Origin of the sequence: Mesorhizobium sp. L103C131B0 (assembly GCF_000502275.1) — a bacterium.
GTDB lineage: Bacteria > Pseudomonadota > Alphaproteobacteria > Rhizobiales > Rhizobiaceae > Mesorhizobium.
In genome coordinates, this window is record NZ_AYXC01000001.1 from 546,331 (window position 1) to 561,876 (window position 15,546).

Annotated in this window: 16 protein-coding genes; 8 read left to right on the forward strand and 8 right to left on the reverse strand. The window is 64.6% G+C overall.

Annotation, left to right across the window (positions count from 1 at the left end):
- Window positions 1–42 precede the first annotated feature (42 nt).
- The 6 genes from X730_RS161705 to X730_RS161680 are packed head-to-tail and all read right to left on the reverse strand — an operon-like array spanning window position 43 to window position 5,889.
- Window positions 43–270 (reverse strand): hypothetical protein, encoded by a 228-nt coding sequence (locus X730_RS161705; RefSeq protein ID WP_023671147.1) that lies wholly within the window; start codon window positions 268–270, stop codon window positions 43–45.
- Between the two features lie 52 nt (window positions 271–322).
- Complete coding sequence (locus tag X730_RS161700) at window positions 323–907, reverse strand: sarcosine oxidase subunit gamma (protein WP_023671146.1); 585 nt, start codon at window positions 905–907, stop codon at window positions 323–325.
- On the reverse strand, window positions 900–3,893 hold the full coding sequence (locus X730_RS161695) for a sarcosine oxidase subunit alpha (RefSeq protein WP_023825474.1): 2,994 nt from the start codon (window positions 3,891–3,893) through the stop codon (window positions 900–902). The genes X730_RS161700 and X730_RS161695 overlap by 8 nt, the downstream gene beginning before the upstream one ends.
- Window positions 3,890–4,201, reverse strand: coding sequence for a sarcosine oxidase subunit delta (locus X730_RS161690; RefSeq protein ID WP_023725215.1), 312 nt, complete (start codon window positions 4,199–4,201; stop codon window positions 3,890–3,892). The genes X730_RS161695 and X730_RS161690 overlap by 4 nt, the downstream gene beginning before the upstream one ends.
- Before the next feature lie 12 nt (window positions 4,202–4,213).
- Window positions 4,214–4,636, reverse strand: a complete 423-nt coding sequence (locus tag X730_RS161685) for a hypothetical protein (RefSeq protein ID WP_023671143.1) — start codon at window positions 4,634–4,636, stop codon at window positions 4,214–4,216.
- Window positions 4,636–5,889: a sarcosine oxidase subunit beta gene (locus tag X730_RS161680; RefSeq protein ID WP_023825475.1), complete on the reverse strand. Its 1,254-nt coding sequence runs from the start codon at window positions 5,887–5,889 to the stop codon at window positions 4,636–4,638. Before X730_RS161680 ends, X730_RS161685 begins: the two co-directional genes overlap by 1 nt.
- On the opposite strand from X730_RS161680, the gene X730_RS1000000168460 reads away from it, so the two are divergent.
- The 8 genes from X730_RS1000000168460 to X730_RS161640 all read left to right on the forward strand — a co-directional run bounded on the left by X730_RS1000000168460 (window position 5,864) and on the right by X730_RS161640 (window position 12,288).
- A complete protein-coding gene (locus tag X730_RS1000000168460) occupies window positions 5,864–6,460 on the forward strand; it encodes a YrdB family protein (RefSeq protein WP_245261282.1) in 597 nt (198 codons plus the stop codon). The two genes, X730_RS161680 and X730_RS1000000168460, sit on opposite strands and share 26 nt — an antisense overlap.
- Before the next feature lie 133 nt (window positions 6,461–6,593).
- Window positions 6,594–7,352 (forward strand): SDR family oxidoreductase, encoded by a 759-nt coding sequence (locus X730_RS161670; protein ID WP_023671140.1) that lies wholly within the window; start codon window positions 6,594–6,596, stop codon window positions 7,350–7,352.
- Between the two features lie 105 nt (window positions 7,353–7,457).
- Window positions 7,458–7,844, forward strand: a complete 387-nt coding sequence (locus X730_RS161665) for an SET domain-containing protein-lysine N-methyltransferase (protein ID WP_023671139.1) — start codon at window positions 7,458–7,460, stop codon at window positions 7,842–7,844.
- A 176-nt stretch (window positions 7,845–8,020) separates the two neighbouring features.
- Window positions 8,021–8,299, forward strand: coding sequence for a 30S ribosomal protein S21 (rpsU, locus tag X730_RS161660; protein ID WP_023671138.1), 279 nt, complete (start codon window positions 8,021–8,023; stop codon window positions 8,297–8,299).
- Window positions 8,300–8,502: 203 nt separating this feature from the next.
- Window positions 8,503–9,357, forward strand: coding sequence for a tetratricopeptide repeat protein (locus tag X730_RS161655; RefSeq protein ID WP_023825476.1), 855 nt, complete (start codon window positions 8,503–8,505; stop codon window positions 9,355–9,357).
- Between the two features lie 258 nt (window positions 9,358–9,615).
- Window positions 9,616–10,089 carry a DUF992 domain-containing protein gene (locus tag X730_RS161650; RefSeq protein WP_023671136.1) on the forward strand — a complete coding sequence of 158 codons (474 nt, stop codon included), beginning with the start codon at window positions 9,616–9,618 and terminating at the stop codon, window positions 10,087–10,089.
- A gap of 89 nt (window positions 10,090–10,178) precedes the next feature.
- Entirely contained in the window at window positions 10,179–10,658 is a 480-nt protein-coding gene (locus X730_RS161645) for a DUF992 domain-containing protein (RefSeq protein ID WP_023683192.1), read from the forward strand.
- Between the two features lie 193 nt (window positions 10,659–10,851).
- Window positions 10,852–12,288 carry an MFS transporter gene (locus X730_RS161640; RefSeq protein ID WP_023825477.1) on the forward strand — a complete coding sequence of 479 codons (1,437 nt, stop codon included), beginning with the start codon at window positions 10,852–10,854 and terminating at the stop codon, window positions 12,286–12,288.
- 120 nt (window positions 12,289–12,408) lie between these two features.
- Here the strand turns inward: X730_RS161640 and coaBC are convergent, their stop codons facing one another.
- Together coaBC and ubiB are read right to left on the reverse strand one after the other, a co-directional pair.
- Window positions 12,409–13,875: a bifunctional phosphopantothenoylcysteine decarboxylase/phosphopantothenate--cysteine ligase CoaBC gene (coaBC, locus tag X730_RS161635; protein ID WP_023825478.1), complete on the reverse strand. Its 1,467-nt coding sequence runs from the start codon at window positions 13,873–13,875 to the stop codon at window positions 12,409–12,411.
- Between the two features lie 67 nt (window positions 13,876–13,942).
- Window positions 13,943–15,517 carry a 2-polyprenylphenol 6-hydroxylase gene (gene ubiB, locus X730_RS161630; protein WP_023755055.1) on the reverse strand — a complete coding sequence of 525 codons (1,575 nt, stop codon included), beginning with the start codon at window positions 15,515–15,517 and terminating at the stop codon, window positions 13,943–13,945.
- Window positions 15,518–15,546: the final 29 nt, after the last annotated feature.

Consider the following 15,546-nt stretch of genomic DNA (forward strand, 5'->3'; position numbering starts at 1 on the left):
AGCCGGCTTTTCCTGAGTTCAAACCTGGCGTAGCCGAACGGGTTATTTCTTGCGCGGTTTGCGACCCGGCACCGTCTTGGCCTTGCCGGGTCTTGCCGGCGCGCCTGGGATGGCGGTCGAGGTGATCGACACCGGATCGCTGGCCGGAAACGTGTCCTCGAGGCCTTCCTCGAGTTCCTCTTCGGCAGTCACCTCGTGATGCTGCTCATGTTCGAGTGAGCGCACGGCGGACGTCTTGCCAGCTGACTTCGGCGGCGCTTTCGACGGCATCGTATGTTCTCCCTGATGGGGGAAGCAGAACGGCTTGACCCGTCAAACGTTCCTACGCCGCCGCGTCGCTGGCTGCTTCCGACAGGAAAGTAAAGACATAGTCCGAGAAGGAACGCCAGCACTCGACCCGGAAAGCGTCGGCTGCCGTGCGCAACAGCAGGATTTCGCACTTGCCGAGAATGGTGCGCGACGCCGCGCCCACCGGAAAAGCCTCGAGCGACAAATCCTGCGGGCAGCCTGCATTGATCGCGGCGGCAGCCGCCGGGCCGGTGACGGCGAAGGCGACGTTGCGGTGCGAGATGCCGACCGCCGAATGCAATGCGGCAACCCCAGCACGATCGGCCAGCGGATCCTTGCCAGCCTCATCGATGACCAGCCACTCGTCAGGGCCAAGCCACAGCGCCGTGCGCCCTGTCTTCGACGCCGAAGTTTTCGGCTGCTTCGGCAAGGTCAGGCCGAGCGCCTTCGACAGCGCCGCCACGGAAGCCTCCGGCGCGCGCAGCGACATGCGCTCCGCCGGCGGCAGCACCTCGACCTTGACATCCGTTGCGGAAACGACGCGTCCAGCCAGGGCCGGGCGGCGCTCGACCGACGCCGCTGCAGCTGGGGCCGTCTTCTTTGCAGCAGCCTTAGCCATTGAGGCGCCCTCCCGTCTCGTCGAAGAACACCATGCCGGTAACCTCCACTTCGATCACCCCGTTCGGCATCGGCACATAGAGCGTGTCGCCCATCCGGTCGCGGCCGTCGGCAACCAGCGCCAGCGCGATCGAGCGACCGCAATTTTCCGACCAGTAGCTGGATGTGACGTGACCGATCATCTTCATCGGGATCGCCTGCTTCGGGTCGGCGACGATCTGCGCGCCTTCCTCAAGCACCACTTTCGGGTCCTTGGTCTTCAAGCCGACCAGCTGCTTGCGGCCCTTGGCGACCAGATCGGGCCGCGTCAGGCCGCGGATGCCGACGAAGTCGGTCTTCTTCTTGCCGACCGCCCAGTCGAGCCCGGCATCGTTCGGCGTCACCGTGCCGTCCGTGTCCTGGCCGACGATGATGTAGCCCTTTTCGGCGCGCAGCACGTGCATCGCCTCGGTGCCGTAAGCGGCGGCGCCATGCTTTTGGCCTTCGGCCCACAGCGCTTCCCAGACGGCCTGGCCGTGATCGGCCGGCACGTTGACTTCAAAACCGCGCTCGCCGGTGAACGACATGCGAAACAGCCTGGTCGGCACGCCGCAGATCTTGCCTTCGCGCACCGACATATGCGGCAGCGCCTCGTCCGACATGTCGATTCCTTCGACCAGCGGTGCAATGGTGTCGCGCGACTTCGGCCCCTGCACGGCGATGACCGCCCACTGTTCGGTGATCGAGGTCAGCCAGACGTTCAGATGCGGGAACTCGGTCTGGAGATAATCCTCCATGTGGTTCATGACGCGCGGCGCGCCGCCGGTTGTCGTCGTCACATGGAAACGATCCGGCGCCAGCCTGCCGACGACGCCGTCATCATAGATGAAACCATCCTCGCGCAGCATGATGCCATAGCGGCAGCGGCCGGGTTCCAGCTTCTCCCACGGATTGGTGTAGAGCAGTTCCATGAACCTGGCCGCATCCGGTCCTACCACTTCGATCTTGCCCAGCGTCGAGGCGTCGAACAGACCGGCATTGCTGCGCACCGCGACGCATTCGCGGTCGACCGCCTTGTGCATGTCCTCGCCGGGTTTGGGGAAATACCAGGCGCGCTTCCACTGGCCGACATCCTCGAACACGGCGCCTTGCGCTTCGGCCCAGGGATGCATCGCGGTCTTCCGTGTCGGGTCGAACAGCGGACCGCGCGAATGGCTGACGATCGCGCCGAAAGTGACAGGCGTATAGGGCGCGCGGAACGTGGTCAGCCCGACCTCGGGGATCGGCTTGCCAAGCGTCTCGGCGGCAATCGCCAGGCCGTGCATGTTGGACGTCTTGCCCTGGTCGGTCGCCATGCCGTTGGTGGTGAAGCGCTTGACGTGCTCGATCGAGCGCATGCCTTCATGCACCGCCTGGCGGATGTCCTTGGCGGTGACGTCGTTCTGGAAATCGACGAAGGCCTTGACCGTCTTGTCCGGCCCGGCGCCGGGCGCCGCGCCCAGCATGCCGCGCGACCAGCTTTCCGACGCGTCGACCTTCGGCTTAACGCCCTTGGCCACTTTGCCGCCCGCATCCTTCGCCGCCTTGGCGCCGGCCGCATAGGCCTCATCGATCGACGCCGAGAGCCCATCCGTGCCGTTGCAGGCGCCGACCGAAACGCAGTCCTGCGCATAGATGCCCGGCACGAAGCGCTTGGTCTCGTCATTGAAGGCGACCTTGCCGCGCGACTGCGAGAACAAATGCACCGACGGCGTCCAGCCGGCCGACATCAGGATGGCGTCGACCGGAATGGTGCGCTCGCCGCCGCCATTTTTCGGCTGCACCGTCATCGAGGTCACGCGCAACTTGCCGCCGGCGCGGATCACCGCGCGGCCGAAATTGACCTCGATCCCGAGCGCCCTCGCCTCGTCGATCACAGGTCCGGTCGGATGGTCGCGCAGGTCGACGATCGCCGCCACGTTGACGCCGGCCTTCTTCAGGTCGATCGCAGCGGAGTACGCCGAGTCATTGGCGGTGTAGAGGCCGACATTTTTGCCGACCGCGACACCGTACTGGTTGAGATAGATGCGCGCCGCCGAGGCCAGCATGATGCCGGGCCGGTCATTGTCGGCAAACACCATGTGGCGTTCGATGGCGCCGGTCGCCAGCACCACGCGCTTGGCGCGTACCTGCCACAGCCTTTCGCGCGGCAGATCGCGGCCGGGGTTCTGCAGATGGTCGCTGACGCGCTCGACCAGGCCGACGAAATTCTGCGCGTAGTAGCCGAACGCCGTCGTGCGCGACAAAACGCGGACCTTGTCCATGGCGGTGAGCTTGGCCACCGCGCCTTGCGCCCAGGCATAACCGTCCTGGCCGTCGATCTTCGCCCCGCTCTCGAAGCGCAGGCTGCCGCCGAAGCTGGCCTGTTCATCGGCGAGGATGACACGCGCGCCGGTTTCGGCAGCGGCGAGCGCTGCCGCAATGCCGGCCGCACCGCCGCCCAGCACCAGTACGTCGCAATGCGCATAGCGCGACGAATAATGGTCGGGATCTGGCTTGTCAGGCGAAAGGCCGAGGCCGGCCGCGGCGCGGATCTTCGGCTCGTAGAGGCTCTTCCAGGCTGCCTTCGGCCACATGAAGGTCTTGTAGTAGAAGCCGGCCGAAAATAGCGGCGATGCAATGTCGTTGACCGCGCCGACGTCAAAGGCGAGCGACGGCCAGCGGTTTTGCGAGTTGGCAACAAGCCCGTCATAGAGCTCCTGCACCGTGGCGCGGATGTTGGGCGCCTTGCGTGCCGCGTCGCGCTTGACCTCGACTAGCGCGTTGGGCTCTTCCGCTCCGGCCGACAGGAAGCCGCGCGGACGGTGATACTTGAACGAACGTCCCACCAGATGCACGCCATTGGCAAGCAGCGCCGAGGCCAGCGTGTCGCCTTCGATGCCGGTGTAAGACTGGCCGTCGAAAGAGAACCGCGCGGTCTTGGCCTGGCTGAGACGGCCGGCGCTTTGAATGCGGAACGCGCCGCTCATTTGGATGCCACTTCGTTGGAGTTTTTGGGCAGCTTGGACGGCTTCGGCTCGCCGGCTTTGTAAGTCATGACGAACTTGTCGGTGACGGTGTCGCGCACCGCATTGAAGAAGCGTGCGCAGCCATGGATGTGGCGCCAGCGCTCATAGATGATGCCCTTGGGGTTCGAGCGGATGAAGAAGAACTTTTCAAAATCGTCGTCGCTCTCGCCCGCCATGTTGGCCGAGCGCGCAATATGCGCCTCGCCGGCGTTACGGAACTCGAGCTCCGGGCGCTCTTCCTCGCAATAGGGGCAGCGGATGAGAAGCATTATCGTTCGTTCCTACAATTCGCCGTGGCCGACATGCGCGCCGGCCGGTTGGTTGCAAAGCCTCTGGCCCATCGCAGCAAAAGGCGCGACGAGCCGAATGCGCTCCTCCACGCTTGCGGCGGGGCGAAACAGCTCGCGATACGCCATGTTGCCGATCGTGAGCTGAAACGGATCGGTCGTCACGATGACGCTGCGCGGCTCGAATGTGTCGTCCTCGCCGAGATCGGAGGGCCTGTTCTCCATGAAGATGACCACCTTCTGGCCACCACTCCACACGCATCCCAGAATGCCGGCGTCGATCGAAAACGGCCAATTGGCTTCGTTGCCGGCGCGGCTGATCGGCTGCGTGCGCACTTCGTCCGGTGACGGAAAGTGGAACAGGTCCTGCTCCCCCGCCAGCACCAGCGGCACCGCTACAGCCAACTCCACCATCATCAGTGCGCCACCGCCGCCGCCGCTGCCTCGTCGATGAGGCGGCCGGTACGGAAGCGCTCGATGGTGAAGAGCGCGTTGATAGGATGCGGATCGTCCTTGGCAATCGTGTGGGCAAAGACATGGCCTGAGCCGGGCGTTGCCTTGAAGCCGCCCGTGCCCCAGCCGCAATTGACGTAGAGGCCTGATACCGGCGTCTTGGCCAGGATCGGCGAACGGTCGGGCGTCACGTCGACGATGCCGCCCCACGAGCGCAGCATCTTCATGCGGGTGAAGATCGGGAACATCTCGCAGATGGCGTCCAGCGTATGCTGCAAAATGTGCAGGCCGCCGGTCTGCGAATAGGAGACATACTGGTCGGTGCCGGCGCCGATCACCAGCTCGCCCTTGTCGGACTGCGAGATGTAGGCGTGCACCGTGTTCGACATCACCACGCAAGGCACCACCGGCTTGACCGGCTCCGACACCAGCGCCTGCAGCGGATAGCTTTCCAGCGGCATGCGCACGCCCGCCATGTTCATGATCACCGAGGAGTGGCCTGCAGCCACCACGCCGACCTTCTTGGCGCCGATGAAGCCGCGCGTCGTGTCGACGCCCATGACCGCGCCATTGGCCGCCCGCTTGACGCCGGTGACCTCGCAATTCTGGATGATGTGCACGCCGCGCGCCGAAGCGCCGCGCGCATAGCCCCAGGCCACCGCATCGTGACGCGCCGTGCCGCCTCGCCGCTGCAAGGCGGCGCCGACGACGGGATAGCGCGCCTGCCTGGAAATGTTGAGCGGCGGGCAGAATTCCTTCGCCTGCTCAGGCGTCAGCCATTCATTGTCGATGCCGTTGAGACGGTTGGCATGGACATGGCGCTTCAGCACCTGGATGTCGTGCACATTGTGCGCCAGCATCATGACGCCGCGCGCCGAATACATGACGTTGTAGTTGAGTTCCTGGGAGAGCCCATCCCACAGCTTCAGCGCATGGTCGTAAATGCCGGCGCTCTCGTCGTAAAGGTAGTTGGAGCGGATGATGGTGGTGTTGCGCCCGGTGTTGCCGCCGCCTAGCCAGCCCTTTTCCAGCACCGCGACATTGGTGATGCCGTGCACGGTGGCGAGATAGTAGGCGGTGGCCAGGCCATGACCGCCGGCGCCGACGATGATGACGTCATATTCCTTCTTCGGCTCCGGCGAGGACCATTGTTCCTCCCAGCCCTTGTGGCCGCGCATGGCCTCGCGGGCGATGGCGAATACCGAATATTTTTTCAACGTTCCAGCCTCGCAAATGGCGATGGGGTATTTTACGCAGCCCCGGCGCGCGAGGTGTATCACTAGCGAAACGGCGCTTCCACCCTTGCGCTGTTTGCGACGGCGCTTGCCGTTTTGCGCCGCGGTGGAAAAGACCTGCCCGGGCTGGCAGGCATGGCTGCGTTCGGACACACTGGCGATCGCGAGACTCTGGAGGACGGATATGGGCAACGCCTGGTGGAATCTAACCTTGCGTTTCCTGCTGGAACTTGCCGCCTTGCTTGGCCTCGGCTTTGCCGGCTGGAGCCTCTCCGGCGGATGGTGGCGCTGGCTCTTCGCCTTGGCCTTGCCGTTCATTGCAGCTGCGCTGTGGGGAACCTTCGCGGTGCGCGGCGATCCGAGCCGGTCCGGACGCGCGCCGGTTCCTGTACCAGGCGCAGTCAGGCTGGTGCTTGAACTGGCCATCCTGTTTGGCGGTGCAGCCGGATTCTATGCCGCCGGTCACACAACCACGGGCGTTGTCATCACGCTGCTCATCGCCATCAGCTACGCATTTTCGCTCGATCGCCTCGGCTGGCTGCTGAAGCAATAGTCCGGCGCGCGGCGCTTGTGCCGCTGCGAAGCCATTCAGCAAGTCGAGCACGTATCGGGTGGCTAGCACCGTCCCGAACTGCGATCAACATCCCGGGTGCCGGCACAGCCGGCGCGATGAAAGGATGCAAAAAATGTTCGCACTCACCAATAAAATAGCGATCGTCACCGGCGCCAGTTCCGGCATCGGCCGCGCCACCGCAAAACTCTTCGCCGAAGAAGGCGCCAGGGTCGTCATCGCCGCCCGCCGCCAGGCCGAACTCGATGCGCTGGTCGTCGAAATCGAGGACGCCGACGGCACGGCAGTCGCGCTTGCCGGCGATGTCCGCGACGAAGCCTATGCAAAAGCCCTCGTCGATCTCGCCGTCGAAAAATTCGGCGGGCTAGATATCGCCTTCAACAATGTCGGCTCCGTCGGAACGATGGGTCCGATTTCGGAACTGTCGCTGGACGGATGGCGCGAGACGCTCGACGCCAATCTGACCAGCGCCTTTCTCGGCGCGAAATACCAGGTGCCGGCGATGGTCGAACGCGGCGGCGGATCGCTGATCTTCACCTCGACCTTCGTCGGTCACACAGTCGGCATGCCGGGCATGACCAGCTATGCCGCCAGCAAGGCCGGACTGATCGGCCTGACGCAGGTGCTGGCCGCCGAATACGGCCCCAGGGGCGTGCGGGTCAACGCGCTGATGCCGGGTGGCACCGACACCCCGTCGGCAACATTCAAGACGCCGGAATCACGCGCTTTCGTGGAAAACCTGCATGCCTTGAAACGTGTCGCTGTGCCTGAAGAGATCGCCCGCGCTGCGCTCTTCCTGGCATCGGATGCGTCGAGCTTCACCACAGGATCGGCGCTGTTTGCCGATGGCGGCGTCTCGATCACCCGGACGTGAAGCATTTCGCGGGTCATCGCCCGCGCCGATCAGCCATAGAACCCGAAACCGGACTTGCTTTTTCCTCGCGATTTGGCGATTCGGTTTCGGGTGAGGAGGACGGACATGCTGCTGATCAGGACCTATGTCGCCCAGAGCGCAATCGAAGGCGTCGGCGTGTTCGCCGCCGAGCCGATCAGGAAGGGCGCCTCGATCTGGCGGCTCGATCCGGATTTCGACCGGCTGATCCCGATGGACAAATACGAGGCGGCGCCGCCGCACCTCAAGGAATTGCTCGACCGCTATGCCTATCCGAGCCCCGACCGTCCCGGCTTCATGGTCTATGAAGTCGATAATGGCCGCTTCATGAACCACGCCGAGCGGCCGAACACGGATTTTTCGCAATATGGCGGCGCCACCGCCACTCGAGATATATCAGCCGGCGAGGAAATTACCTGCGATTACGGCGAATTCTTCGAGGATTTCGCACGGCTCCATCTGGCCAGCGCCTAGTTGGCGCCCTATCTCGGGGCTGCCGTGGCAAATTGGCGGTTGTCCTTCATTTCCAGTGTGGACAGCGCGGCCTGATTCTGCTATCAGCCGCCACAATTCGTGGTGTAAAGCGCCGCGGAGGCATGTGGCTATGGTCACTTGCCTGTTGATATCAAACCCGAAAGACAGGATTGCCCGTGCAGGTACTCGTCCGCGACAATAACGTTGATCAGGCGCTTCGCGCTCTCAAAAAGAAGATGCAGCGCGAAGGCATTTTCCGCGAAATGAAGATGCGCGGCCATTACGAGAAGCCTTCCGAGAAGCGCGCCCGTGAAAAGGCCGAAGCCGTTCGCCGCGCCCGCAAGCTGGCCCGCAAGCGCGCCCAGCGCGAAGGCCTGCTGCCGATGACGCCGCGCCCGGTTGCTGCCGGCGCCGCCGGTGGTCCTGGTGGTGCTCCGCGTCCGCCGCGGTTCTGACGCCAATTTTTCGTCCTTTTCGAAGGATACTCTGAGGTGGCGCGATGCGGAATCGCCGCCACCTTTTTGTTTGGAGCGCCGCCATTCTGTTGGAGGCCGTTCCCTTGAACGCGCAAACGGCGTTCTAGATTTTGTTACGACAATCTGTGACCCGGCCCGGAGGGGGACCTGGACGGCGCGGCTGAAGTGAGGACAGGGCAGACATGAACGCAATCGGCGTAGAGCGCAAAACCACAATGCGCGGTTTGGCCCTGGCGGCAGCCCTGATGTCCGGCCTGGTGCTTGCCAGTTGCCAGAGCGTTCCGACCGGCGAATTCAACAACATCGACAAGGCGCAAGGCTCAACCGAGAACATCTCCTCGCTGTCGGCGGTGATCCAGCGCAATCCGCAGGATCCGGAAGGCTACAATGTGCGCGGCTCGGCCTATGGCCGTGGCGGCCAGTACCAGGCGGCGCTGAAGGATTTCGACACCGCCATCCAGCTCAACCCGAATTTCTACCAGGCCTATTCGAACCGGGCACTGATCCAGCGCTTCCTCGGCAACCAGGCGGCCGCCCTTGCCGACTACAACCGCTCGATCCAGATCAATGCAAATTATGACGCCGCCTATATCGGCCGCGGCAACCTCTATCGCAAGGCTGGCCAGACCCAGCAGGCCTTCAACGATTTCCAGAAGGCGATCCAGCTCGACACCACGGATGCCCGCGCCTATCACAATCGCGGCCTGATCTATCAGAGCCAAGGCCAGCACAAGTTTGCCATCGAGGATTTCTCGACCGCCATCTCGCTGGCGCCGGACGCCGCCGAACCCTACAACGGCCGCGGCCTCTCCTATCTCGCCATGAATGACGAGGACAACGCCTTCTCCGACTTCAACATGGCCATCAAGCTCGACGGCAAGAACGCCGAAGCCTGGTCCAACCAGGCGCTGATCTACGAGCGCCGCGGCGACAAGGTCAAGGCCTCGAAGGCCTACCGCGAAGCCGTCCATCTCGACCCGACCTACCAGCCGGCCAAGGACGGCCTGTCTCGCACATCGGGCGCCACGGCCGGCTGAGATGCGGCCGGCGCGCCGCCATCGGCGGCCTTTTATACAACGTTCCATTCCTGATGCAGTGCGCCGCGTGAGCGGTTTCTCCCAAGGGAAAGCGCAGAGCCCTTCCCCTAGGGATTGCGTATCCAGAAAACCCCACTATCACCCAATCTTAACCACCGGGGGCAAAGCGCTAACCCTTGCCTTGATCGCGCCAAGTTTTCAGCGGAACGCTCCGGGCCATTCAACCGTTGTTGAAGGCATTTTCGAAAGGACTGACCCATGATCAAGAAAATCATCTGTGCCGCGGCACTTGCCACGACGCTGCTTGCCGTTCCCGCCAGCGCCGGCAAGCTTCAGCTCGGCACGCTCGATTGCACCATCGACGGCGGCGTCGGTTACGTCATCACGTCGAACAAGGGCGTCGACTGCACGTTCCGCCCTTATCACCATGGGCCGTCCGAGAAATACACGGGGATGATCTCCAAGCTCGGGGTCGATCTCGGCCAGACGCATCAGGGCCAGCTGGTGTGGGCGGTTCTGGCCGCCACCCGCGGCCATGACGAGGGCGACCTTGCCGGCCATTATTACGGCGTCAACGCCGAGGCGAGCGTGGTGACCGGCGGCGGCGCCAATCTGCTGGTCGGCGGGCTCGACGGCGCCTTTGTGCTGGAGCCGCTCAGCGTCCAGGCGCAGACCGGCGTCAATGTAGCGGTCGCCGTGACCTCCCTGGAGCTGATCCACTCGTTCAAATAAGCATCGGCAAATAAGTATCGACTGATCCCTCTACGCGCGGCGCGGAACAGGTTACTGTTTCGCGCCGCATGCTTTTTGGGGGATCCGCCGTGCTGAAACCAGCCATCGCCGCCGCTATCACCATCATCTGTACCGCCCAGGCCCAAGCGCAAGACCAGGGCATCGAACTCGGTGTGCTCGATTGCGCCATCGGCGGCGGCACCGGCTTCATCTTCGGCTCCAGCAAGGATCTGAGCTGCACCTTCACGCCGGCCGACAAGAGCTTTTCGCCGGAAGCCTATTTCGGCGCCGTCAACAAATACGGGCTCGACATCGGCACCACCAAGCAGACCGTCATGCAATGGCTGGTGCTGACGCCGCTGAGGAACATCTATGCGCCCGGCGCGTTGGCCGGCGACTATATCGGGGCCAGCGCCGAAGTGACGGCGGCGGTCGGCGCCGGCGCCAATCTCCTGGTCGGCGGCTCCTCGCAGGCCTTCACCCTGCAGCCGCTCAGCCTGCAGACGCAGACCGGTATCAACATTGCCATCGGCGTCAGCCAGTTTCAGCTGCGCAGCATTGAGAACTGACCGGCGCATCAAGCGGAGAGGCTTCCGGCCAATCTCGACCGTTTGCACTTCGATAAAAAGCCACTTGAGCTCAACTGCGCTTGAGGTTTTACAACTCGCCTGACTGAAACAGCGCGCATGGCCCCGCCGGAAAGCCCGACTGGCTTCTGGCGCCATGCGCCGGCATCGAGATATGCAAAGGCAGGGTAAAAGAATGACTGAAATCACCAGCAACAAGGTCGACTGGCGGGCATTGTGGGCAAGCGGCGACCTCGCGCGCTTCTGCTTCATCAGCCTCGGCATCCTGCTGCACGCCACCAACGAGACGATGGTGGCGACGGTCATGCCGGCCATGGTCGGGGACCTCGCCGGTGTGCAGTTCGTCGGCTGGTCGCTGGCCGTCTACGAGCTCGGCGCCATTGTCGCCGGCGCTGCGGCGGGGCGGCTGGTCAGCTATGTCGCTCTACGCTCCAACGTCACGGTCGCCGCCCTGCTCTATGCCGTGGGCGCCCTGATCTGCGCCACCGCGCCGTCCATGCCGGTGTTTCTTGCCGGCCGTCTGGTCGAGGGGCTCGGCGGCGGTGCGCTGGTGTCGCTGGCCTTCGTCTCGGTCGAGCGGCTGTTTAACCGCAACATCTGGCCACAGCTGTTCGGCATAATGTCGGCGATCTGGGGCGTCGCCGCGTTCAGCGGCCCGATGCTCGGCGCGATCATGGTCGAGCTCCTGTCCTGGCGCTGGGCCTTCGGCGTCTTCGTGCTGGGTGGCATTGCCATGGCATCGGCAAGCTTCATCGTCCTGAACACGCCGGAAGCGGCGAAGCCGCAGGCCGCCGCCGGCACATCGCCGCCCTTCCCCTATGCAGCACTTGGCTGCCTCGCCATCGCCGTCGTGCTGATCGCCACCGCAGGCGTCGACGTCGCCTTGCTGCGCTCGTCGCTGCTGCTGGCCCTCGGCCTCGCCGGCCTGGCGCTGTTCGTTTTCGTCGACGCCATGAAGCCGCAATCGCGACTGTTCCCGTCGGGCCTGTTCTCATGGCGCTCGCCGGTCGGCAGCGGCATGACCATGGTTGCCGCCTTCTCGGTGGCGACAGTCTCTTTTTCCATCTACGGGCCGCTTCTGCTTACCACGCTGCACGGCATCCCGATCCTGACCACAGGCTACATCATCGCCGCCGAATCGATCGCCTGGTCGATCCTGTCGATCGCCGTCGCCAATGCGCCGCTGCACCGCGAACGGCAGATCCTCGTCATCGGCGCGCTGATGATTGCAGCCGGCCTCGGGGGTTTCGCCTATGCCATCCCCGCCGGCTCGATCCCGATGATCCTGCTCTGCGCTTTGTTGCAAGGCGGTGGCTTCGGCGTGTCATGGCCCTTCCTGACCCGCATCATCGTCGCCTCGGCCCGCGACGGCGAGCAGACGATCGCCTCGGCCGCCGTGCCGACCATGCAGCGCATCGGCTACGCCGTGGGCGCCGCCATGGCCGGCATCATCGCCAATGCCAGCGGCTTTTCGGACGGACTGAACCGCGAGGCAGCAGCGCACGTCGCCGGCTGGCTGTACCTGGCCTTCGTGCCACTCGGCATTGTCGGTTGCCTGGCGGCGTTGAAGATGGCTTTGGAGGCACGCCGGCCGCAACTGGCGCCAGGCTGAGGGCACGGCCGATCGAGAATTTGGCGACAGCATTCCGCCGGCGCTGTCGGCGTCAAATGCCCTCGGCCACAAGGCTGCCTGCAAGACCATGGCCTGCCCGATTGCGGAACCGGCGGCCGCTCAGGCTTGCAAACGCTCGGCGATGAACGCGGCGAGCCGCGCCGCCACCTCGTCCTTGCCCATCTCAGGCCATTCCTCGACACCGTCCTTCGAGACGATGCGCACCTTGTTGCGGTCGCCGCCCATGACGCCGGTGGGGCCGACGCCGCTCTCATGCGAGACATCGTTGGCGACAATGAAATCGGCGCCCTTCTTCTTCAGCTTGGCCTCGGCATTCGCAATCAGGTCCTGCGTCTCGGCGGCGAAGCCGACAACCAGCCCCGGCCGTTGCCCGTGATGACCAACACTGGCGAGAATGTCGGGGTTTTCGACCATTTGCAGCGCCGGTGGGCCCTGGCCCGCCACCTTCTTGATCTTCTCGCCGGCCGTGCCAGCGGTGCGCCAGTCGGCGACGGCAGCTACGAAGACCGCGGCGTCCGCCGGCAACAACTGTTCGACGGCCGCTTTCATCTCGGCCGCGGTCTCCACATGCGTCGTCACAACGCCGGCCGGATCGGCAATGCCGACCGGACCGGAGACCAGGCGTACATCCGCGCCCAGTCTTGCCAGCGCTGCCGCAATCGCATGGCCCTGCTTGCCCGAAGAGCGGTTGGCGATGTAGCGCACCGGGTCGATCGGCTCATGCGTCGGCCCCGAGGTGACGATGATCCTGCGGCCGGCCAGCGGCTTCGGCCTGCTGTCGAGCAGTGCCTCGATCACTGCCACGATCTCCAGCGGCTCGGCCATGCGGCCCTCGCCCGCCTCGTTGCTTTCCGCCATCTCGCCCTTGGCCGGGCCGACGAAGGCGATGCCATCCTTGGCGAGCGTCGCCCGGTTGCGGCTCGTCGCGGCATGCGACCACATTTTCGGGTTCATCGCCGGCGCCATCAGCACCTTCTTGTCGGTGGCGAGCAGCACCGTCGAGGCCAGATCGTTGGCATGGCCGTTGGCGAGCTTGGCCATCAGATCGGCAGTGGCCGGCGCCACTACCAGAAGGTCGGCCTCGCGCGACAGGCGGATATGGCCGACATCGTGCTCGTCATTGCGGTCGAACAATTCGCTGAAGACATGGTCGGCCGAAAGCGCGCCGACCGAAAGCGTGGTGACGAACTCCTGCGCCGCCGATGTCATCACGACGCGCACCGCCGCACCGCGCTCGCGCAGCCGGCGGATCAGGTCCAGCGCCTTGTAGGCGGCGATGCCGCCGCCGATGATCAGCAGGATGCGCCTGCCGTCGAGGGTTTTGTGCGTTTTTGTGGATTGACCACGCTCGGGCAGATCGATGTCAAAACCTCCATGAGGCTCAACCAGGCGGCGGATTGTTGCATAGAGGGTTTCGCTCTCGGGCATGCCGGCTTCCGCCGACAGCACGCTTTTGGCAAGCGCATCACGCGCCTCTTCCTCCATCGACACCCCGCGCGCCGCAGCGCGCTCACGCAATTTCTGCTTCACGTCGTCAGCTAGATTGCGGACAGTAATGGTGCCCATGACTTGCTCCGCGACATCAATAGCGCGACTGCAACGCTAGCACCACAATTGCTAGCGTTGCAAGCGATCAGAGCAGCTTCCACGCGATGTAAACCAGCGTCAGCGCGATCACCCATAACGCCAGCCGGCCCGAGCGGGTGTAGCGGGCTTCGGCCTTGCCGATGGCGCGCGATGTCGCCTCGTCGAAGCGGAGGCCGTGCTCCGCCATAAAATCGATCTCGCGTGACAGCCGCTCGGTGCGAGCGGCAAGGTCCGGCGCTTGGCGGGCGAGCGCCAGCAGCGCCTTGGCGCCGTCGCGCGCGTCCATCAGCAGGCCGCTCGGCCCGAGATTGCCGGCGATCCACTGGCCGACCACCGGCTCGGCCGTCTTCCACATGTTGAAGGCCGGGTCGAGCGTACGCGCGACGCCCTCCACCACCACCATGGTCTTCTGCAACAGGATCAGTTCCGACCGCGTGGCCATATCGAACAGTTCGGTGACCTCGAAGAGCAGCGTCAAAAGCTTGGCCATCGAAATGGTCTCGGCCGGCTGGCCGTGGATCGGCTCGCCGATGGCGCGGATCGCCTGCGCGAAAGCCGCGACATTGTGCTGGCGCGGCACGTAGCCGGCCTCGAAATGCACCTCGGCGACGCGCAAATAGTCGCGGGTGATGAAGCCGTAGAGGATTTCGGCGAGGAACCGGCGCTCCTTCTTGCCGAGCCGTCCGGCAATGCCGAGATCGACGGCGACGATATTGCCATTGGCCTCGACGAACAGATTGCCTGGATGCATGTCGGCATGGAAGAAGCCGTCCCGCAGCGTGTGACGCAGGAACGACTGGATCAGGTTGGTGGCGATCGCCTTCAGATCGTGCCCCGCCGCAGCGAGGCCGGCGATGTCGTTCATCTTGACGCCGTCGACCCATTCCATGGTCAGCACATCGCGCCCGGTGCGCTCCCAGTCGACGGACGGCACGCGGAAGCCCGGATCGTCCTTGGTGTTTTCGCCCAGTTCCGAAAGTGCGGCCGCCTCGAGGCGAAGATCCATCTCGATCTTGGTGGTCTGCGCCAGCGTCTCGGTCACCTCGACCGGCCGCAGCCGGCGCGACGACGGGATGTATTTCTCCTGCAGCCGGGCGGCGAGGAAATAGCTTTCGAGATCCTGAAAGAAGCGGCGGCGCACGCCAGGCCGGATCACCTTCACCGCCACCTTGGTATCGACACCGTCATGCATGGCCTGCGCGGGATGGACCTGGGCGATGGAGGCCGCCGCGACCGGCCCGCCGAACTGCGTATAGAGTTCGCCGATCTTGCGCCCGAGCGAGCCCTCGATCGCCGCCACCGCTTCCGCCTGCGAAAAAGTGTGCATCTTGTCCTGCAGCATGGCGAGGTCGAGCGCCATGTCGTTGCCGACGACATCGGGCCGCGTCGCCAGGAACTGGCCGAGCTTGACATAAGAGGGTCCGAGCCGGACCACCGCCTTGGCCAGCCGGTCGCTGCGCTCATAAGCGAGCGCGCGGCGGCGGGTGAACAGCCGGGCCATGCGCCAGCCGAATTTCGGCAGGCCGCTGAGTTCGTCCCCCGGCAGTGCTGCGATCACGCCCTCGCGGACCAGCACCCAGCCGGCCCGCGCGAGCCGAAAGGCGGCGCCGACGCTGCTCATCGTCTACCCTGCTGCTGCAAACTGTCCGG

Coding starts and splice junctions, on each gene's coding strand:
- X730_RS161705 (WP_023671147.1), bottom strand. CDS start 270: ATGCCGTCGAAAGCGCCGCCGAAGTCAGCTGGCAAGACGTCCGCCGTG.
- X730_RS161700 (WP_023671146.1), bottom strand. CDS start 907: ATGGCTAAGGCTGCTGCAAAGAAGACGGCCCCAGCTGCAGCGGCGTCG.
- X730_RS161695 (WP_023825474.1), bottom strand. CDS start 3,893: ATGAGCGGCGCGTTCCGCATTCAAAGCGCCGGCCGTCTCAGCCAGGCC.
- X730_RS161690 (WP_023725215.1), bottom strand. CDS start 4,201: ATGCTTCTCATCCGCTGCCCCTATTGCGAGGAAGAGCGCCCGGAGCTC.
- X730_RS161685 (WP_023671143.1), bottom strand. CDS start 4,636: ATGATGGTGGAGTTGGCTGTAGCGGTGCCGCTGGTGCTGGCGGGGGAG.
- X730_RS1000000168460 (WP_245261282.1), top strand. CDS start 5,864: ATGGCGAATACCGAATATTTTTTCAACGTTCCAGCCTCGCAAATGGCG.
- X730_RS161670 (WP_023671140.1), top strand. CDS start 6,594: ATGTTCGCACTCACCAATAAAATAGCGATCGTCACCGGCGCCAGTTCC.
- X730_RS161665 (WP_023671139.1), top strand. CDS start 7,458: ATGCTGCTGATCAGGACCTATGTCGCCCAGAGCGCAATCGAAGGCGTC.
- X730_RS161655 (WP_023825476.1), top strand. CDS start 8,503: ATGAACGCAATCGGCGTAGAGCGCAAAACCACAATGCGCGGTTTGGCC.
- X730_RS161650 (WP_023671136.1), top strand. CDS start 9,616: ATGATCAAGAAAATCATCTGTGCCGCGGCACTTGCCACGACGCTGCTT.
- X730_RS161640 (WP_023825477.1), top strand. CDS start 10,852: ATGACTGAAATCACCAGCAACAAGGTCGACTGGCGGGCATTGTGGGCA.
- coaBC (WP_023825478.1), bottom strand. CDS start 13,875: ATGGGCACCATTACTGTCCGCAATCTAGCTGACGACGTGAAGCAGAAA.
- ubiB (WP_023755055.1), bottom strand. CDS start 15,517: ATGAGCAGCGTCGGCGCCGCCTTTCGGCTCGCGCGGGCCGGCTGGGTG.